The 19090-nt window shown below is 66.4% G+C and carries 19 protein-coding genes, 1 tRNA gene and 1 riboswitch; of the genes, 9 read left to right on the top strand and 11 right to left on the bottom strand.

The window, feature by feature from the left end:
• Positions 1-64: 64 nt before the first annotated feature.
• Complete coding sequence (locus H6927_11880; protein ID MCP5218796.1) at positions 65-1423, bottom strand: prolyl oligopeptidase family serine peptidase; 1359 nt, start codon at positions 1421-1423, stop codon at positions 65-67.
• An 87-nt stretch (positions 1424-1510) separates the two neighbouring features.
• Here H6927_11880 and H6927_11885 point away from each other — a divergent pair, with 87 nt between their 5' ends.
• The 3 genes from H6927_11885 (at position 1511) to H6927_11895 (ending at position 3835) form a co-directional block, all read left to right on the top strand.
• On the top strand, positions 1511-1933 hold the full coding sequence (locus tag H6927_11885; GenBank protein MCP5218797.1) for a hypothetical protein: 423 nt from the start codon (positions 1511-1513) through the stop codon (positions 1931-1933).
• Positions 1934-1999: 66 nt separating this feature from the next.
• Positions 2000-2395, top strand: a complete 396-nt coding sequence (locus H6927_11890; protein MCP5218798.1) for a hypothetical protein — start codon at positions 2000-2002, stop codon at positions 2393-2395.
• Positions 2396-2419: 24 nt separating this feature from the next.
• Positions 2420-3835: an ISL3 family transposase gene (locus H6927_11895; GenBank protein ID MCP5218799.1), complete on the top strand. Its 1416-nt coding sequence runs from the start codon at positions 2420-2422 to the stop codon at positions 3833-3835.
• Positions 3836-4135: 300 nt separating this feature from the next.
• Here the strand turns inward: H6927_11895 and H6927_11900 are convergent, their stop codons facing one another.
• The gene (locus H6927_11900) at positions 4136-5746 is read right to left on the bottom strand and encodes an amidohydrolase family protein (GenBank protein MCP5218800.1); all 1611 of its coding nucleotides are present in this window, start codon (positions 5744-5746) and stop codon (positions 4136-4138) included.
• 124 nt (positions 5747-5870) lie between these two features.
• Between H6927_11900 and H6927_11905 the strand changes: the two genes are divergently transcribed.
• Both H6927_11905 and H6927_11910 read left to right on the top strand, forming a co-directional pair.
• Entirely contained in the window at positions 5871-7397 is a 1527-nt protein-coding gene (locus tag H6927_11905) for an IS21 family transposase (protein ID MCP5218801.1), read from the top strand.
• The gene (locus tag H6927_11910) at positions 7366-8205 is read left to right on the top strand and encodes an ATP-binding protein (protein ID MCP5218802.1); all 840 of its coding nucleotides are present in this window, start codon (positions 7366-7368) and stop codon (positions 8203-8205) included. Before H6927_11905 ends, H6927_11910 begins: the two co-directional genes overlap by 32 nt.
• 49 nt (positions 8206-8254) lie before the next feature.
• Here the strand turns inward: H6927_11910 and H6927_11915 are convergent, their stop codons facing one another.
• Positions 8255-8449, bottom strand: a complete 195-nt coding sequence (locus H6927_11915; protein ID MCP5218803.1) for a hypothetical protein — start codon at positions 8447-8449, stop codon at positions 8255-8257.
• Positions 8450-8578: 129 nt separating this feature from the next.
• Here H6927_11915 and H6927_11920 point away from each other — a divergent pair, with 129 nt between their 5' ends.
• Positions 8579-9541, top strand: a complete 963-nt coding sequence (locus H6927_11920; protein ID MCP5218804.1) for a LysR family transcriptional regulator — start codon at positions 8579-8581, stop codon at positions 9539-9541.
• A gap of 159 nt (positions 9542-9700) precedes the next feature.
• Here the strand turns inward: H6927_11920 and H6927_11925 are convergent.
• The 3 genes from H6927_11925 to H6927_11935 all read right to left on the bottom strand — a co-directional run bounded on the left by H6927_11925 (position 9701) and on the right by H6927_11935 (position 11236).
• Positions 9701-9791, bottom strand: a tRNA-Ser gene (locus H6927_11925).
• A 54-nt stretch (positions 9792-9845) separates the two neighbouring features.
• Positions 9846-10766: a paraslipin gene (locus H6927_11930; GenBank protein ID MCP5218805.1), complete on the bottom strand. Its 921-nt coding sequence runs from the start codon at positions 10764-10766 to the stop codon at positions 9846-9848.
• A 35-nt stretch (positions 10767-10801) separates the two neighbouring features.
• Positions 10802-11236 carry an NfeD family protein gene (locus tag H6927_11935; protein ID MCP5218806.1) on the bottom strand — a complete coding sequence of 145 codons (435 nt, stop codon included), beginning with the start codon at positions 11234-11236 and terminating at the stop codon, positions 10802-10804.
• A gap of 139 nt (positions 11237-11375) precedes the next feature.
• On the opposite strand from H6927_11935, the gene H6927_11940 reads away from it, so the two are divergent.
• The 3 genes from H6927_11940 (at position 11376) to H6927_11950 (ending at position 14586) form a co-directional block, all read left to right on the top strand.
• Complete coding sequence (locus tag H6927_11940; protein ID MCP5218807.1) at positions 11376-13646, top strand: arginine/lysine/ornithine decarboxylase; 2271 nt, start codon at positions 11376-11378, stop codon at positions 13644-13646.
• Between the two features lie 78 nt (positions 13647-13724).
• Positions 13725-13955: a DUF465 domain-containing protein gene (locus H6927_11945; GenBank protein ID MCP5218808.1), complete on the top strand. Its 231-nt coding sequence runs from the start codon at positions 13725-13727 to the stop codon at positions 13953-13955.
• Positions 13956-14265: 310 nt separating this feature from the next.
• Positions 14266-14586, top strand: a complete 321-nt coding sequence (locus H6927_11950) for a hypothetical protein (protein MCP5218809.1) — start codon at positions 14266-14268, stop codon at positions 14584-14586.
• A gap of 27 nt (positions 14587-14613) precedes the next feature.
• Here the strand turns inward: H6927_11950 and H6927_11955 are convergent, their stop codons facing one another.
• From H6927_11955 to H6927_11975, 5 genes are all read right to left on the bottom strand, one after another.
• A complete protein-coding gene (locus H6927_11955) occupies positions 14614-15585 on the bottom strand; it encodes an LD-carboxypeptidase (GenBank protein MCP5218810.1) in 972 nt (323 codons plus the stop codon).
• Positions 15586-15683: 98 nt separating this feature from the next.
• Positions 15684-17036: a tRNA adenosine(34) deaminase TadA gene (tadA, locus tag H6927_11960; GenBank protein MCP5218811.1), complete on the bottom strand. Its 1353-nt coding sequence runs from the start codon at positions 17034-17036 to the stop codon at positions 15684-15686.
• Between the two features lie 111 nt (positions 17037-17147).
• A complete protein-coding gene (locus tag H6927_11965) occupies positions 17148-17381 on the bottom strand; it encodes a hypothetical protein (protein MCP5218812.1) in 234 nt (77 codons plus the stop codon).
• A gap of 3 nt (positions 17382-17384) precedes the next feature.
• Positions 17385-18032: an FMN-binding negative transcriptional regulator gene (locus H6927_11970; protein MCP5218813.1), complete on the bottom strand. Its 648-nt coding sequence runs from the start codon at positions 18030-18032 to the stop codon at positions 17385-17387.
• Between the two features lie 47 nt (positions 18033-18079).
• On the bottom strand, positions 18080-18742 hold the full coding sequence (locus H6927_11975) for a thiopurine S-methyltransferase (GenBank protein MCP5218814.1): 663 nt from the start codon (positions 18740-18742) through the stop codon (positions 18080-18082).
• Positions 18743-18929: 187 nt separating this feature from the next.
• Positions 18930-19044: riboswitch (TPP riboswitch) on the top strand.
• The last annotated feature ends 46 nt before the right edge of the window (positions 19045-19090 follow it).

A 19090-nucleotide genomic window follows, 5' to 3' on the forward strand; every position in this document is an offset into this window, starting at 1 on the left:
GGGGATTTTCCGAAAGGCATTTTGTCCATGGTCGTGGCGAGCCACACCCGTCCGTCGAGCGACCCTAGCTGCCGCTGGTCAGCACTTGCTGGAAGAAATCGCGGATCGCTGCGGTGCAGTAGGGCCGCAACAGGAGACCGTGGTACAGCCCCATGGCGTTGGCCCCTGCGGCCGTCTTGCTGGCCTGGAAGCCGGCGTACAGCGCATCGCCTTGCGGCCCGGCGGGTAGCGTGGCACGCTTCTCGAAGTTGTAGACCGGCACCGTCACGTTGCGCGATGCAAAGTCGGCCTGCGCATCGATGGCGTTGAAGAAGGGGGCCGTGGGGTCCAGCTCGCCGCCACACAGCGCCATCGGGCTTTTGGGCGTCCAGCCCAGGATGGCGTTTTGCTGGATCCGGCTGCGCGTCGGGCTGGGGTTCAGCACGGCATTGCGGGTCCACTCGGTCAACAATCCGCCTTGGCCAAAGAGCTTGACGCCAGTCGGATCGTTCGCCGGCAGCTTGCCCTGGGACTGCAGGGTCGCGACCGGTACGTCGGACGGGAGCAGCGTCTCGGCCGTGGCCGCGAAAGGCGCCTGGAAGGCGTCGGCGGCCGTGGGGTACATGTCGCCATAGGTCTTCTGGTAGCCGGACAGGATGAACGTCAGGAAGAGGGTGGAGCCGACGGGCACCGGCCCGGCCCCGACCGCCGTATCGAGCGTCTTGACCCAGTTGTACGCGCCGGACATCGGGCCCGACGCGGTGACCGTGAATTCGCCCGCGTAATCGCGCTCGATGATCTTGTGCGTGGCCATCGCGATGTAGCCGCCTTCCGAATAGCCGGTGACCAGCAGCTTGGCCGATGGCTTGGTTGCACCGTTGAGCGTTGCCAAGTAAGCCTTGGCGGCGCGCAGGCCATCGACCATGTCGACGGCATTCGCCTCTGCGATAGACCAGGGGTGCCACGACAGCGACGATTTGTCGTAGCCGAGGTAGTTCGGTGACACGACGATGTAGCCGTGGGCCGCGAACATGGCCATGAGCAGGGCGCCGGCTTCATTGTGATTGACATCGGCGATGTTGTAGGCCCTGTCGGTGGCCGTGCCATGGGCATTCAGCAGCACCGGCCGGTTGCCGCTGCAGTTGGCGCCGGCGCCCGTGGGCACCATCACGGCGGTTGTGGCGGTGGCGGGTTGCCCCTTGGGATCGCGTGTCATGTACTGCACGTGGCGGATGTCGACATCGCACTGGGCGGCCCCGGTGAGGGTCTGCCGGCCCGAGGCGGCCGTGCTGGCATCGATCGCGGCTTTGGACATCTGTTGCAGGAGCTGTGCGCTGACGATGGCGCCCCGCGCCTGTGTCGGATCCACGGTGTCGCCACCACCGCAGGCAGCCAGCATGGCCGTCACCACCAGCGACAACCCCAGGCATTTGATCGTCTTCATGTTTTATCGGCTCTCCGGAATAACTTGTGGAACAGGTGACCATGCAGTATCCTCCTGAGTCGGATTTTCGTGTGGAAAGGAAACCAAGTGAAACTGCATCCTAAGACCGCCGCCCTTGTGGACCGGTTCGCCGCAGCTCTGAAGGAAAAACTCGCCGCCGCAGAGGAGAAGTACGGCTACTCCGACGGGTGGGCGACTGACGACTGGATGGGCGAGTGTCGCAAGGAACTGCGGAAGCACGTTGCAAAAGGGGACCCACTGGATGTGGCGGCCTACTGCGCATTCCTGTGGCATCACGGCGAGGCGACCACCGGCCCATGTCCGCACGCAGACTACTGCAACGAGACGGGCTCCTGCGCGAACGGATGCGATGACCGGATGCCTCGGCTGACGGACCAAGATGTGGCCGACTGCTTGGGTCGGTCGTTCGATGCGGCGGGGAATATCCTGCCCAGCACCTTCGCACGCGAGGTTCTCCGGGCGGCTCAAGTCTTGGTCCGAGAGAAGTGAATTGACTGCCTTTTTCTTCATCTGCGCAGCCCTGTACTGCGCGTGGTTCATCCTGAGGTTCCTGCTATGAACGAGAATTACGAGGGCGCGCTGGCCAAGATTGACGCTGCAAGGAAACTGGCCCGGCAGACGATGGCGAAGCATGGCAAAGAGGAGGTGTGCGACCCGCCAATGGGCATCGACACGCCCCAGAGGCCGGCGCTGCCGGCTTGGCAGGACGTGTTGGGCGCTGCCGAGCAGCTCGTCCGGCAGAAGCCCGCCTTCCCCAAGTACATCAAGGGCACGGTCTTGGAGAACGATGTGCCGGTGTGGATTGCCACCTTCACCCAGCAAATGCTGGTGCGCGAGCTGTCTCGCATCCGGGCTGTCATCGCTTCCGACCGCTGTGACGGTGATACCGACTACGCAGCGGGAGCCAACGCCGCCCGAGCCAAGTACCTCGCCGCCATTGACAAGCGGTGACCCCATCCACACGACAATCCGGGGATGACGGACATCCTCGACCTGAAGGGCTGGACGGTGCTGGGTCGCACCGAGGAGGACGGGGCGGACGTGCTGGAGGCGGAGTACCCGCTGCCCATGCCTACCGCCTGCCCAAAGTGCGGCACCCTCGACTGCATCTACCGGCACGGCACCAAAGCTACTACTTACGTCGACATTCCGATGCGCGGGAAGCCGGCCAAGCTGCGGGCGAAGGTCCAGCGATACCGGTGCACCTCCTGCAAGGAGACCTTCCTGCAGCCGCTGGGCGGCATCTTGGAGGGCCGGCGCATGACGGAGCGCTGCGCCACCTACATCAAGGCCCACAGCCTGCGGGACACCTTCACCCGCATCGCGGAGAACGTGGGGTGCGACGACAAGACGGTCCGGACGCTGGGGGCGGAGTACATGGCCGAACTGGAGGCCAGCCACCGGCCGGAGATGCCAGACTGGCTGGGCATCGACGAGACCCAAATCGACGGGAAGATGCGCTGCGTCCTGACGGACATCGGGGAGCGCCGCATCCTCGACATGCTGCCGGACCGGGACAAGGCGACCTTGGCGGGGTGGCTGCACCGGTTCAAGGACCGGCACTGGGTCAAGGGCGTGGCCATCGACATGTGGCGGCCGTACCGGGACGTGTCGCACCAGATGTTCCCTGGCCGACCGGTGGTCATCGACAAGTTCCACGTCGTCCGCATGGCGAACTACTGCATGGAGCGGGTCCGCATCCGGCTCCAGAAGCAGCGCAAGGCTGGCGAGCGGCGCCTGTGGCTCCAGTCCAAGGCGATGCTGAACATGCGGTACGCCAAGCTGGCCGAGAAGGGCCGGTTCAATCTGGACATGTGGCTGGCCAACGAGCCCGAGCTGGCCGCCGCCTACGGGCTGAAAGAGGCGTTCTACAACATCTACGACCTGCCCAAGGCGCAGGCCGTGGCGGCCTTCGACGCCTTCCCGGGGACCATCCCAGCCAGCCTGAAGGCGGACTTCAAGACTCTCACGACCGCCATGAAGAACTGGCGGACGGAGATTCTGGCGTACTTCGACCACCCCATCACCAACGCCTACACCGAGGCGCTGAACGGGGTCGCCAAGACCATCAACCGGCAGGGCCGGGGGTACACCTTCGAGGTGCTGCGCGCCCGTCTCCTGTACGGCAAGGGGCCGCTGGAGCCGTGGCGGCTGGCGACCGTCTACCCTGCCAACCCCACCCAGTTGCAGCTCCTGAAGCGGGAACAGGGCAACCGGTGCCAGAGCTGCGGCTGCGAGCTGGGACGGACCAAGGACGACAAGGCGAACGTGGTCGTTCTGGTGCGCGGCAACACCCGCCGGCAGCAGCTCATTTGCGGGCTGTGCAACGTCGGTTTCCACACGGAGGCACTCAATCACCGGAAGCCTCCTTCAACACAGAAATCCGGATAGCCGTTTTATCTGTGGGCTCGAGGCCCGTTGCATTGAAAAAAAGCGACCGCTCGCCTGTCTACAGCTTGGATCGAGCGGCGCCAGCCTTAGCGCCCATACGGTTTCGCAGGCGCCATTCGCCCTGCGCCGACCCAAAGGCCACCCGCAGAGCGAGAAAACCTCGGCAAGCTCAGACCGAACCGGACGATTGCCCCACTGAAACCTCATGGACGCGAACACACAGACCCACCGAGCAACGGTGAGCCGGCAGTGGTGCGGGAACGACGGAATGCCGAGCACCCACGTCGCCCCCGACTCCACTCATTGCGGCTTGACGATGTCCGAGACCGGATACACCTTGCCGCCCACCACCGTGCCCCAGACGGGAATGTCGCGAATGGCGGCGGGCTTGACCGTGTAGGGGTCCTTGTCCAGCACCGTGAAGTCGGCCAGCTTGCCGGGCTCCAGGGTGCCCACCTTGTCGTCGATGCCCAGCACGTAGGCCGCGTCGGATGTCACCATGCGCAGGGCGCTTTGCAGACCTACGGTCAGGTTCGGGCCCAGGGTGCGCGTGCCCGACTGGCCCAGGCGCGTCATGGCCAGGGTCACGGCCAGCAGGGGCTTGGGCGGGCCGATGGGGAAGTCGGAGTGGACGGTGGTGGGCACGCCCTCGCCAACCAGCGTGCCCAGGGGCGCCAGGTCCTCGGCGCGATCGGTACCGAAGGTTTTGGGATACATCTCGCCGCGCAGCCAGATGTAGTAGATGTTGACGTTGGCCGAGGCGCCCAGGGCCTTCATGGCGCGGATCTGGTCATAGCGCGCCATGCCGAAATGCTCGAAGGTGAAGCGGTGATCCAGGCGCGGGTGCTGAGCCATGAGCTTGCGCAGGGCCCCGATGGTGGCGTCCTGCGCCTCCACCCCGATGGAGTGCACGAAGATCTGCTGCCCGTCATTCCACCAGGGTTCCAGCACGCCCGCGAGTTTCTCCGGTGGCGTGACCCAGATGCCCTCGGTGCCGTCGGTGTAGCCGGCGGCGCCGGGTTTGAAGGTCAGGCCGTTGAAGCTGTCGTCGGTGAAGAACTTGATGCCGCGGAACATGAGGCGGTCGGTGCTCTTCTTCTGCAGCTCATGCACGGCGTCAATGGCCTTCTCGGTCGACCCGAACTTGGCCAGGTAGGTGTGCATGGCCGGAATCGCCACCAGGCGCTGTGGCGTCTGTGGGTTGTTGTAGACATTGCTCAGCAGCACCGGCTCGGCGTCCACCGTGAAGATGCCCATGGAATGCTCGGTGGAGGTGGTGATGCCGTTGCGCCGGTTCATGTCGATCTGGGACTTCATCATGCGCATGGCCTCGGCCGGCTGCAGCTTGTGCGCGATCAGCGGCAGGATCACGTAGGAGGCCGCCGAGACGCCCAGGAACTGGCCGTTGAACTGGCCGTTGGCATCGCGTCCCACACCGGGGATCTTGATGTCGCTGGGAATCCTCTTCTGCTCGATGACGAAGCTGTTGGTGTAGCCGTGGTGCTGCGAGGCGTCCCACACCAGCACCGGGCGGGTGGTGGAGATGGCGTCCAGGTCCTGGCGCGTCAGGTGGCGGCCCATGGCCGGCACGTCCCAGCCCCAGATCAGCAGGGGCGCGGCCGGGTCCTTGAGTTCGGATTCGTACTTGCGCAGGCGGGCAAAGGCCTCGGCCTCGTCCTTCACGCCCCGAATGTCGGGGCCGTAGGCCTGCACCGTGTCCAGCGAGGCGATCATGGGCAGGCTGGTGGTGATGGAGCCCAGGAAGGGATGCTGGTGCGGGTCGATGAAACCCGGAAACACGATCTTGTCCTCAAAGCGGCGATCCACCGTGGTGGGCACCCGGTCCATCCAGGGCTTCAGGTCGTCCAGGGAACTGGCCACGCTGACGATACGCTCGTTGCACACCGCCACGGCCTTGCCTGTTGATTCATTTCCAAAGCTGGGCCATTTCGGGACGCATTCACGTTGAAATTTGAGCCACGTTGCCGCTCTATCCTGCTGAATTTTTCAGCACGGGGGAGCAGGAGTGATCAACGTGAGCACATTGAGCAAGTTACGCCGCCTCGTGCTGAGGCAGGACGTGTCGGTGCGCGAGGCCAGCCGGCGCCTGGGCATCTCGCGCAACACAGCCACCAAGTGGCTCAAAGACGGGCAGATGGCCGAACCCCGATACCCGCAGCGGGTGTCGGGCCCCAGCATCCTGGATCCGTACAAGGAGCAGTTGAGCCAATGGCTCAAGGCCGATAGCCATCGCAGCAAACGCGATCGACGCGGGATCAAGGCCATGTTTGAGGCGCTGCGCGCGCAGGGCTACAGCGGCAGCCGAGGGCCGGTCTACGCCTTTGCCCAGCGCTGGCAGCAAGAGCAAGGCAACGCTGCGCGTGGTGCGGGGTTCGTGCCGCTGAGCTTCGAGTTGGGCGAGGCGTTCCAGTTCGACTGGAGCTGCGAGTACCTGTTCATCGGCGGGCTGCGCCGCCGCCTGGAAGTGGCACACACCAAGCTGGCGGCCAGTCGCGCCTTCTGCCTGGTGGCGTACTACAGCCAAGCGCACGAGATGCTGTTCGATGCGCACGCACGGGCGTTCGCCCTCTTCGGTGGCGTGCCCCGGCGGGGCATCTACGACAACATGAAGACCGCTGTGGACAAGGTCGGCCATGGCAAACAGCGCAGCGTCAATGCACGCTTCGAGGCGATGACCGGGCACTACCTGTTCGAGCCGGAGTTCTGCAACCGGGCCGCCGGCTGGGAGAAGGGGGTCGTGGAGAAGAACGTTCAGGATCGGCGCAAGGACATCTGGCGTGAGGCCAGCGAGCGGCGCTGGGGGACGCTTGGTGAACTCAACGACTGGTTGCAGCAGGCCTGCGTGAAGGCCTGGGCTGAGATGAGTCACCCGGAATGGACTCAGCTCACGGTGGCCGATGTCTGGCAGGACGAACGTGCTCGTCTCATGCCCAACCCCCGTGCGTTTGATGGCTACGTGGAGCAGCCGGTACGGGTCTCTGCGACCGCACTGATCCACTTCCAGCGCAACCGCTACAGCGTGCCGTGTGAATGGATTCATGCGGTGGTCAGTCTGCGGGCCTACGCGGATGGCCTGCTGGTGGTCGGGCCCGATGGGCGACAGGTGCGCCTGGCGCGCAGCTTCGAACGTGATCAGACGCTCTACGACTGGATGCATTACATCGCGCTCATCGAGCGAAAGCCCGGCGCGCTGCGCAACGGCGCGCCCTTCAAGACCATGCCCGAGCCACTGCAGGAAATGCAGCGCCAGTTGCTGCGCCACAGCGGTGGCGACAGGGTGATGGCGCAGGTGCTCATGGGGGTGAGCCTGCATGGACTGGAGGCCGTGGTGGTGGCGGTAGAGCTGGCGCTGCAGTCCGGGCGGGTGAGTGCCGAGCACGTGCTCAACGTGCTCTCGCGTCTGAAGGAGCAGCGCGTGCCCGAGCCACCGGTGGCCACGATGCTCAAGCTCAACACGCCGCCACTGGCCAACCTGCAGCGCTACGACGCACTGCGCAACGTCCAGCCTCATGAGGCATCACCGGAGTCCGACCATGCATGACGTCATTGATGCCCTCAAAGCGCTGGGCCTGCACGGCATGGCCAGTGCCTGGCCGGAGGTACTGGGCACCGCCCGCATGAAGTCGCTGGATCATGAGGCCGTGCTGCACCAGCTCATCAAGGCCGAGACCGCTCAGCGTGAGGTGCGTTCCATGGCTTACCAGATGCGCGTGGCGCGCTTCCCTTCGCACCGTGACCTCGCCGGCTTTGACTTCGCCCACGCGCAGCTCGACGAAGCACTGGTGCGCCAGTTGCACACCCTTCGCTTCGTGGAGTCGGCGCACAACGTGGTGCTGGTTGGTGGCCCCGGCACGGGTAAAACCCACCTGGCCACGAGCCTGGGGATCGAGGCCATTCGCATGCATGGCAAGCGGGTGCGCTTCTTCTCAACGGTGGAGCTGGTCAACGCCCTGGAGCTGGAGAAGGCGCAGAACAAGGCCGGGCAAATGGCGCACCGCCTGATGTACGTCGATCTGGTGATCCTGGATGAACTGGGCTACCTGCCATTCACGCAGTCGGGCGGCGCGATGCTGTTCCACCTGCTCTCCAAACTCTATGAGCGAACGAGCGTGGTGATCACCACCAACCTCACCTTCTCGGAGTGGAGCAGCGTCTTTGGAGACGCCAAGATGACCACGGCCTTGCTTGACCGGCTCACGCACCATTGCCACATCGTCGAGACGGGCAACGAGAGCTGGCGATTCAAGCACTCCAGTGCCGCTGGCGCGGCTCCCCCAAAGCAACGCCCAAAGAGCCAGAAAGGAGATCGAAAAACAGCAGACCCGATAGACTTATCCACAACCGAATAGTCAAAGAATCCATCAACCCAGTGGCTCAATATTCAACGTGATCACTGGCTCAGTTGTGCTGATGAATCAACACCTTGCCTTCGGGCCGGCCGGGATTCATGGTGTAGAACTTCTTGGCTGTATAGACCGTCAACTGATCGCAATGGGGGGCGCTGCTGGCCGGGTGCGAAGCGTCTGCGACGGCGAGGTTAAAGCCGCCACCGACCAGCAAGGCCAAGGCCGTCATCAAGGGCTTCATCTGCATGGTTGTCTCCAGTTTTGTGAGATATTTTTGAGAATGCGCCGTGGCCACCGGTTGAAACAGCCACCGCTCAGGAAGTCTAGTGAGGCACATGGATGGCGTGAAATGCATATTTAGTGCGATATTTATGCAATGACTGCAAAAATTGAATTGCGCGACCTGCATCACGTCCTGCTGCTGGCCGAGGAGATGAACTTTTCTCGCGCGGCCTTGCGGGCCAACCTCTCGCAAACCGCCTTCAGCCGCAGCATCCAGGCCATCGAGCAACGCTACGGGCTGCGTCTGTTCGACCGCAGCACACGCCGGGTCAGCCCCACGGCGGCCTGTCGCCAACTGTTGGGTAGCGGGCGCGAGTTGTTGGCGCGCGCCCAGGAGCTGAGCCGGGAAATGCTGTTCCTGGCAGGCTCCCTGGGTGGGGAGCTGCGGTTTGGCGCCAGCCTGCTGGGTGTTGACTGTTTCCTGCAGGGGCTGCTGCCCGCGCTCCGGCAGCAAAGCCCGCACCTGCGGCTGCAGATCGAAGTGGGGCAGTGGTCGCTGCTGCTGGGACACCTGGAGGCCGAGCGCATCGAGTTCTTCGTGGCCTACCCGGACACGCTGGCGGACGACCCCCGTTTTCAGGTGACCCCTCTGCCTGCCCAGGCGGCCTCCGTGTTTTGCCGCGCCAGCCATCCCCTCACCGGCAGCCAGCACCCGCTCCAGTTCAGTGACCTGCTACCCTATCCCTGGGCCTGCATTCAGTTTGCGCAGGAGATCAACGAACAGTTTCGCCGGCTCAGCGGCGTCCAGCGGGTGGAGGATCTGCCGCTGGCGATGGGTTGCGACAACAAGGACCTGCTGCGCGAGATGACCCTGCACAGCGACCACCTGCTGTTCACCTGGAGCCACTGGCTGGCGCAGGACGTGGCGCAAGGCCGGTTGGTGGACCTGAAGGAGCGCATGCTGCCCCTGGTCCCCAAGGCCATCTTCCAACTCCCCTGCGCCATCGTTCGCCTGGCGGACCGCACGCCGTCGCCACTGGCCAAGGCGCTTATTCGGTTGATTGAAGACAGGTCCGTCATGCACCGTCGCACGGACCAGGGGGCGGCATCTTGTTGACTGCCCCAGATGCCCACAAGCCGTCGGCAGGCAAGGGGCATTTTTCTTCCAGAGTGCAGGCATCACAGCCCACACGACAAGCCTACCGGGTTGACTTTCGGTGGGAAGGCGAGGCCCCAAAGAAAAAGCCCAAGTAGATCAACTACTCAGGCTTTTGTTTGGCGGAGAGGGCGGGATTCGAACCCGCGGTGGGCTGTTAACCCACACACGCTTTCCAGGCGTGCGACTTAAACCGCTCATCCACCTCTCCGCGAAGCCGTGCATTGTAGCGTGCCCGAGCATCGCCACAGCCTGCGCGGCCGTGTCAGCCCTCGTTGCGCTGCTGCGCCTGCACCATCTTCATGGCCGAGCTGATGAGGGTGGCCACCTCGGTCATGTTGCTGGGCACCACCAGGGTGGTGGTCGATTCCTGCGCCAGCTTGCCGTAGGCGTTGACGGCGAGTTCGGCCACCTTCAGCTGCACGGCCTCGCCGCCGCCGGGCTGGCGGATAGCGGTGCCCACGCGCGTCAGCGCCACGGCGGTGGCGTTGGCCACCTCGGTGATGGCGGCGGCCTGGCCCTGAGCGACGTTGATGGCGGCCTGCTTCTCGCCCTCGGACTTGGCGATGGCGGCCTGCTTGAGGCCTTCGGCCAGGTTGATTTCTTCCTGGCGCTTGCCTTCGGACGTGGCGATGACGGCGCGCTTTTCGCGCTCGGCGGTGATCTGCGCCTGCATGGAACGCAGGATTTCGGCCGGCGGCGTCAGGTCCTTGATCTCGTAGCGCAGCACCTTCACGCCCCAGTTGAGCGCGGCCTCGTCGATGGCTTCGACCACCTTGGCGTTGATCAGGTCGCGCTCCTCGAAGGTCTTGTCCAGCTCCAGCTTGCCGATGACGCTGCGCAGCGTGGTCTGCGCCAGCTGCGTGATGGCGGTGATGTAGTTGCTGGCGCCGTAGCTGGCCCGCATGGGGTCGGTGACCTGAAAGTACAGCACCCCGTCCACCTGCAGCTGGGTGTTGTCGCGCGTGATGCAGACCTGGCTGGGCACGTCCAGCGGGATTTCCTTCAGGCCGTGCTTGTAGGCCACGCGGTCGACGAAGGGCACGAGGAAGTTCAGGCCCGGCGCCAGCGTGGCGTGGTACTTGCCCAGGCGCTCGACCACCCAGGCGTTTTGCTGCGGCACGACCTTGATCGAGCGGGTGATGAAGATGACGGCAATGACGACGATGATCAGCGCGATGGACATGGGTACGGTCTCCCGGGTGGCGTCGATGTAAGGGTTCAAGAAGAGGCGAGGGGTTCGACCAGCAGGCGGCTGCCTTCCAGCTCCACCACGCGGTGGCGGCCCGCCCGGGGCGGTGCCGGGCCGCGGTACACGGCCGTCCACGGGGCGCCGCGGTAGCGGATCTGCGCCGTGCCGTCCGCGTTCCAGTGCTCGATCTGCACCACCTCGCCGACGTCCAGGTTCACGCTGCGGTCGGCGCGCGGCGAGGGATCGCCCGGCCGGCGCCGGCGCACCCAGTAGCAGGCGAAGACGGCGGCGGCACCGACCACGGCCGCGACGATCATCTGCGTATGCTGGTCACCGCCCGCGTGGGCCGTCAGCGCGCCAGCCAGGCCACCGATGGCCAGCATCAGCAGGTAGAAGGTGCCGGTGGCCAGCTCGGCTGCCACCAGCAGGCCGGTGATGATCCACCAGAGCGTTGAGTCCGCCATCGATTCCTCCGCGTGTGGCATGGGCCCAAGGCGGGCCGCTGGGGCTATTGTGGGCCATCGCCGGGGCGGCACCGGTACAAACCCGGATTTCCGTACACTTGCGCGCTGCAGTCCGAACCCCGGCCGGAGGCCGACCGCCATGAAATTCCGTTTTCCCATCGTCATCATCGACGAAGACTACCGTGCCGAGAACACCTCCGGCCTGGGCATCCGCGCGCTGGCCAAGGCGATCGAGGAGGAGGGCTTCGAGATCCTCGGGGTGACCAGCTATGGCGACCTGAGCCAGTTTGCCCAGCAGCAAAGCCGCGCCAGCGCCTTCATCCTGTCGATCGACGACGAGGAGCTGGGCGGCGATCCGGAGGCCGACACCGCGGTGCAGAACCTGCGCAACTTCATCGCCGAGGTGCGGCGCAAGAACGAGGACGTGCCGATCTACCTGCACGGCGAGACCAAGACCAGCCAGCACCTGCCCAACGACGTGCTGCGCGAGCTGCACGGCTTCATCCACATGTTCGAGGACACGCCCGAGTTCGTAGCCAAGCACATCGTGCGCGAGGCCAAGAGCTACCTGGAGGGCATCCAGCCGCCGTTCTTCAAGGCGCTGTTGGACTACGCCGAGGACGGCTCGTACTCGTGGCACTGCCCGGGGCATTCGGGCGGCGTGGCGTTCCTGAAGTCGCCTATCGGCCAGATGTACCACCAGTTCTACGGCGAGAACATGCTGCGCGCCGACGTCTGCAACGCGGTGGAGGAGCTGGGCCAGCTGCTGGACCACAACGGCGCCATCGGTGCGAGCGAGCGCAACGCCGCCCGCATCTTCAACGCCGACCACTGCTTCTTCGTCACCAACGGCACGTCGACCAGCAACAAGATCGTGTGGCACCACACCGTGGCGCGCGGTGACGTGGTGGTGATCGACCGCAACTGCCACAAGAGCAACCTGCACGCCATCATCATGACGGGGGCGATCCCGGTGTTCCTGCGCCCCACGCGCAACCACTTCGGCATCATCGGCCCGATCCACAAGAGCGAGTTCGAGCCCGAGGCCATCAAGGCCAAGATCCGCGCCAACCCGCTGCTCACGCACGTGGACGCCGACCAGGTGAAGCCGCGCATCATGACGCTCACGCAGTCCACCTACGACGGCGTGCTCTACAACACCGAGACCGTCAAGCACCAGCTCGACGGCTACGTGGAGAACCTGCACTTCGACGAGGCCTGGCTGCCGCACGCGGCCTTCCACCCGTTCTACGGCACCTACCACGCCATGGGCAAGAAGCGCGCGCGGCCCAGGCAGTCGGTGGTGTATTCCACCCAGTCGATCCACAAGCTGCTGGCCGGCATCAGCCAGGCCAGCCACGTGCTGGTGCAGGACTCGCAGAACGTCAAGCTGGACCGCTTCCTGTTCAACGAGGCGTACCTGATGCACACCTCGACCAGCCCGCAGTACAGCATCATCGCCAGCTGCGACGTGGCCGCCGCCATGATGGAGCCGCCCGGCGGCACGGCGATGGTCGAGGAGAGCCTGCTGGAGGCGATGGACTTTCGGCGTGCCATGCGCAAGGTGGAGGCCGATTTCGGCGAGAACGACTGGTGGTTCAAGGTCTGGGGCCCCGAGAAGCTGGCCCACCAGGGCATCGGCCGCGCCGACGACTGGATCATCAAGAACGGCACCGCCAAGAGCAAGAGCTGGCACGGCTTCGGCAAGCTGGCGCCGGGCTTCAACATGCTGGACCCGATCAAGGCCACCATCGTCACGCCGGGCCTGAACCTGGACGGCAAGTTCGACAAGAGCGGCATCCCGGCGGCCATCGTCACCAAGTTCCTGGCCGAGCACGGCGTGGTGGTCGAGAAGACGGGCTTGTACAGCTTCTTCATCATGTTCACCATCGGCATCACCAAGGGCCGCTGGAACACGCTGCTGACCGCGCTGCAGCAGTTCAAGGACGACTACGACCGCAACCAGCCGCTGTGGCGCATCATGCCGGAGTTCTGCGCCCAGCACCGCCGCTACGAGCGCATGGGCCTGCGCGACTTGTGCCAGCACGTGCACGAGCTGTACGCGCGCTACGACATCGCGCGGCTGACCACCGACATGTACCTGTCCGAGCTCAAGCCCGCCATGATCCCGGCCGACGCCTACGCCTGCATCGCGCGCCGGCAGGTGCAGCGGGTGCCGATCGACGAGCTGGAAGGCCGCGTGGCCACCAGCCTGATCACGCCGTACCCGCCGGGCATTCCACTGCTGATCCCCGGCGAGGTGTTCAACCGCAAGATCGTCGACTACCTGAAGTTCGCGCGCGAGTTCGCGCTGCTGTGTCCCGGCTTCGAGACCGACATCCACGGCCTGGTCGAAGAGGAGGGCACGGACGGGCGCATGCACTTCTTTGCCGACTGCGTGGCCCAGTGATTCGGGCCCGGCCGTCTTGCGCCGGCCGGGCAACGCGCTACCATAGGATCATCGTCGTCAACCAAGCAAGGAGAACCGATGTTTCCTGAGTACCGCGACCTGATCACCCGCCTCAAGTCCGAGGGCACGCACCAGCGATTTCTGCACCTGTTCGAGCGCCACAACCAGCTCGATCACCAGATCGCCAACATGGGCACACAGGATGCCGGAACCATGCACGCGGCCATCGAAGCACTCAAGAAAGAAAAGCTGCACGTGAAGGACGAGCTCTACGCCTTGTTGCGTCAGGAAGCAGCCGCAGCCGGCTGAAAGGCTCCATTCGTCAACGATGAACGCCCGGTGCACGACGCGCCGGGCGTTTGTGTTTTTGGGGTCGTTGCAGTGCTCGTGAGCCCTGAATCCTGCCAGCTTGGGTTGCTTATTTACTTTATACGATGTATCTTATGTTAATAATTGATTGTGTGAAATGTACCACGCTTTTGCCGCTATGTCTCGATTGCGACCGCGAACCGGGACTTCCCGGTTGCCAAACGCCGACCGAGAACTATCATCTGACGTAACGAAACGAATCAATCGTCATTTTGAGATTGCTTCCGCCATGCGATGGATTACCACTCAGATGCTCGCCTCTCTGGTTGACCGCTTGGTCAACCGAAAGCTCGATGGGCGCGAGGCGGCGGTGCAAATGGCCCACATCCGCAGCGCCATGCTCGAGCTGCTGGGCGAGGACGGCGCGCGGCGCCATCCGCAGGTGGCGCGGCGCATCGAGTTTTGCGCCGACGAGATGGCGCTTTGGTATGCCCGCTCGGACCTGATGGCGGCGCTGGCCGATCTCTACGACGAGGAAACGGCGCAGCGCCAGGTGGCCCGCCAGTCGGTTTTGTTTCGCGGCCTTCTGCCCAAGAGCATGATGGCGCGGCCCGGAGCGCTGCGCAACTGATCGGCCGCCCGGCATCGGCCGGGCCCGTCAGTGCAGATGGCCCCACAGCACCAGGGCTTCGCGGCCTTCCACCAGCACGTCGACCTCGGCGCCCACGGGCAGCAGCACCTTGGTGGGTGTGTGGCCGAACGGCAGGCCGGTCAGCACCGGCACTTTCAGCTGGCTGCGCAGGTATTCGACCACTTTGGCCAGGCTGTAGCCCCGGTCGTGCCCGTTCAAGCGATAGTCGGTGAACTGCCCCAGCAGCACGGCCTTTTGGCGCGCCAGCACGCCGGCGTGCAGCAGCTGCAGCAGCATGCGCTCGATGCGGTACGGGTGCTCGCCCACCTCTTCCAGAAACAGCACGCCGCCCTTCACCTCGGGCCACCAGGGCGTGCCCAGCAGCGACTGCACCATGGCCAGGTTGCCGCCCCACAGCAGCGCGTGGCGCGCCAGGCTGCCTTGCCGGCCGGCCAGCGCCGCCACGTCGCCCGCCGGCAGGCGCCAGCCGGTACCCTCCCCCGAGCCGCTCAGCAGGTCGTCGAAGCAGGCCAGCATGATCTCGTCGGGGCCGCCGGCCTGGCTGGCGCCGCCATGGCCTTCCTGCGCGTCGGCCGCGTCGGCGCTGCCAAAGCCTTCGCACAGCGCGGGCCCGGCCCAGGTGACGGTGCAGCCGCGCGCCAGCAGGCCCAGCTGCAGCACGGTGAAGTCACTGAAGCCGACCCAGCGCGTGCCGCGCTCGGCCGCGCGCGCCAGCGCCCGCCAGGGCAGCTGCGGCAGCAGGCGACTCAGACCGTAGCCGCCGCGCGTGATCAGGGCCACGTCGGCGCCGCTGGCGGCCGCGCGTTCGATGGCGGCCAGGCGCGTGGCGTCGTCGCCGGCAAAGCGCTGCCAGCTGGCCAGCGCGTCGGGGTCGATCTCGACCTCATGGCCCATGGCCTGCAGGCGCTTGACGCCGCGCCGAAAGGCCGCGCGGTCGCGCACCGCGCCAGAAGGTGAATAGACGTAGATGTGGGCCATGCCGATTCGGTTTTGAATGTTTTTCGGTTCGAGCGCCCACGCATCAAGCGCCGGCAGCTATCAAAATTGTATCACCAACCGCCCATGGCAAGGCACGCTCAAGCCGCCTGGGGCGCGAAGTGCGCCAGGGCATGCTCGGCCACCACGGCCCCGCATTCGGGCACGAAATGGCCGCAGGTGGGCAGCACGACGGGCGGCGGGCAGCCCCGGATGTCGGCGTGCAGGGTGCGCATCACGGGCTCGCCCAGCACCGGGTCGGCGGCGCCGATCAGCATCAGGCTGCGCCCTTGCCAGTCGTGGCGCCAAAACTCGCGCGCCTGCCGGGCCGTGGCGGCGCCCTCGTCCTGCGGCCGCTCGGCCACCCGGGCCGGAAACGCGCGCAGCGCGGCGCGAAAGCCGGCGTTGGGAAAGGGCGCCGCGTAGGCCGCGCATTCGGCCGCGCTCAGCTGCGGGTTGCCGCGTGCCAGCAGGCGGGCGATGTCGTAGGCCGGGTTTTGGGCGCACATCTGGCGCCAGGCCACAAAGCCGGGCGACAGCGGCGCCTCGCCCGTGGCCAGCAGGGTGTTCATCACCAGCAGGCCGTGGTAGCGCGCCGGGCTGGCCATGGGCAGGGTCAGGCCCAGCAGGCCGCCCCAGTCCTGCACCACCAGCACCACGCGCTGCAGATCGAGCCGCTCGACCAGCTCCAGCAGCACCTGGCGGTGCCAGTCGAAGCGGTGCGCAACCTCCTTCTTGGGCTTGTCGCTCTTGCCGAAGCCGATCAGATCGGGCGCCACCACGCGCTGGCCGGCGGCGGTCAGGCGTGCGATCAGATGGCGGTACAGGTAGCTCCAGCTGGGGTTGCCGTGCAGGCACAGCCAGGTCAGCGGCGCGTCGCGCGGGCCTTCGTCCACGTGGTGCAGGCGAAGGCCGGCCAGCGCGGGCAGGTCGCTGATGTAATGCGGCGCCCAGGGGTAACCGGGCAGGCCGTCGAAGGCGGCATCGGGCGTGCGCAGGGCGTCCTCGCGCAGCGGGCTGGGATTGCCGCGCCGCGCCTCGAAGAAGGCGCGCAGCAGCTGGCCGCCCTCCTCGGCCAGCACGCCGCCCTGCACCACGGTCTGGTGGTTGAGCCGGGCCTGGCCGAACACGTCCAGCACCGAGCCGGCGGCTCCCGTGCGCGGGTCGGGCGCGCCGAACACCACGCGCGCCAGGCGCGCATGCAGCATGGCGCCGGCGCACATGGCGCAGGGCTCGAGCGTGACGTAGAGCGTGCAGCCGTCCAGCCGGTAGTTGCCCAGGGCGCGGGCGGCGGCGCGCAGCGCGGCGATCTCGGCGTGGGCCGTGGGGTCGTGCTGGCCGATGGGGGCGTTGCGGCCGGTGGCGATGACGCGGCCGCCATGCACCACCACGGCGCCCACCGGCACCTCCCCTGCGGCGGCGGCGGCGCGGGCCTCGGCCAGCGCCAGGCGCATGGCTTGCTCGTCGTCCGTGAGCAGGGTTTCGGGTATCGGGGTCACTATGCAATCGATAGCTGGGTGCGCTTGATTCGTGCCGGCTGCAGCTATTTTTGTTCCAAATGTTGCCTACTTGGCCTCGTCCGGCACGTCGCGCGGCGTCTGCAGGGCGTTTTCGAGCTGCTGCTTGAACTGCTGCTCGATGCGCTGGCTTTGCTCGCGCACGTTGCCGCCCGCAGGCGCCGGGGCCGCGCCGGCGGCCGGGGGCGCCGCCAGATGAGTGAGCGAGGTGCTCTGACGCATGGCCAGCCAGGCCACCAGCAGCAAGGCCAGCAGCACGCCGATGAGTCCCAGGCCACGCATGGTTCAGTCTCCTTGCTTGATGGATACAGGCACCAGCGCCAGCCGCTCCATCCACCGCGCCAGCGCCCGCTCGCCTTCGGTGCCCGCCGCGTAGCGCGCGTGCATGGCGGCGTGCGCCTCGGGGCGGTGCTGGTTGAGCTTGACGGCGCATTGCCAGGATTCGACCTTCAGCTCGAAGGCCACGATGGCCGCCAGCATGCGCTGCTGAAACGCGGCATCCAGGCTGCGCCACTGCGCGGCGTACGCCGGGTCGTGGTCGCCGATGAGCGTCTTGAGCAGCGCGTCCTTGGCCGCCAGGTCCTGGGCGTCGATCGGCCGCGCCCGCACGCGGCAGTGCACGGCCACGTAGCTCCAGGTCGGCACACGCGCCTTGTCCTGGTACACGTCGGGCGACATGTAGGCGTTGGGGCCGAGAAAGCTGACCAGCGCCTGCGGCCGCGCCTGCAGCTGCTGCCACTGCGGATTGGCGCGCGCCATGTGGGCCAGCAGGGTCCAGCCGCCCTGCCCGTCCACGCTCAGGCGCATGGGCAGGTGGCTGACCTGCGGCAGGCCGGCGTCGTCGGTGGTGATCAGGCTGGCCAGCGGCTGCTCGCGCACGATCTGCGCGGCCACGGCGGCGTCGCTGCTGCTGTGCGTGGGGTTGAGGTACATGGCGGATGCAGGGCGTCGATCCAGGTGCGGCGATGGTAGCGCGCCACTCACGCCGCCTTGCGCGCGATGCCGTACAGGGCCGTGCCCAAGGCCGTCACGCCGGCGGCGGCAAACCTGGGCTCTTGCGCCAGGATGTCGCGCCGCTCCAGCAGGGCGATGTTCCAGCCGGCGCCGTAGCGCTGGCGCACCTCCGCCTCCTCGACCGCGAACGGCGGGCCCTGCATCTCGTGCTGCGGGTATTCCAGCGTGACCAGCAGGCCGCGGCAGCCGGCGGGCAGGTGCGCGTACGGCCCGGCCACGTAGCGCGCGCGCAGCTCGGGCGGCAGCGCGATCAGCGCCGCACGGTCGTACACGCCGGCGCAGTCGGCCAGCGCGGCGGCGTCCAGTCCGAACACGTCGCCGCAGATCAGCTCGATCGCGCCCGCCACGTGGTGCGTGCCGTAGCGCGAGCTGCGCACGGTGGGCGTCAGCCCGTGCTCGGCAAAGAACTGCTGCACCGCCAGCGGCGACAGCTCCACCCCCAGCACCGGGTGGCCCTGCCCCGCCAGCCACAGCATGTCCAGCGACTTGCCCGCCAGCGGCACGAACACGCGCCCGCCCGCCGGCACGCCCACGGCCGGCCAGTGCTTGGGCAGCAGCGGCAGCACGCGCGACTGGTGAAAACCGGTTTGCCCTTGCTGCCAGCGCTGCAGCCAGAAATCGTGGTCCATGGTGATCGATGCGGAATGGGTTTGCGGCCCGATGGCCCAGTGTAGCCCTGGGTGCATGCGGTATCCGTGGCTGTCTGCACGCCACAGGCGGGCGCCAGCCGGCCCGGCGGCGGCGGCGGCGCGCATCGGGCCGCACCTTGGGTCACGCCCGCTATAATTTTTGGACGCGGCGCGAGCACCCGCTCACGCCGCGCGCTGGGGGTGCCCCGGCGTCGCACAGGCATGTGGGCGCCGCGGCTGAGAGCAGACCCTTTGAACCTGACTGAGATCATCCTCGCGCAGGGAAGCAAGGCCAGCCGCCGATAAGCCCGGCACGCCTTCATTTCCTGTCATCGCCCTGGAGCAAGC

The sequence above is a fragment of the Burkholderiaceae bacterium genome, assembly GCA_024235995.1.
In the GTDB taxonomy this organism is placed as follows: domain Bacteria; phylum Pseudomonadota; class Gammaproteobacteria; order Burkholderiales; family Burkholderiaceae_C; genus Ottowia.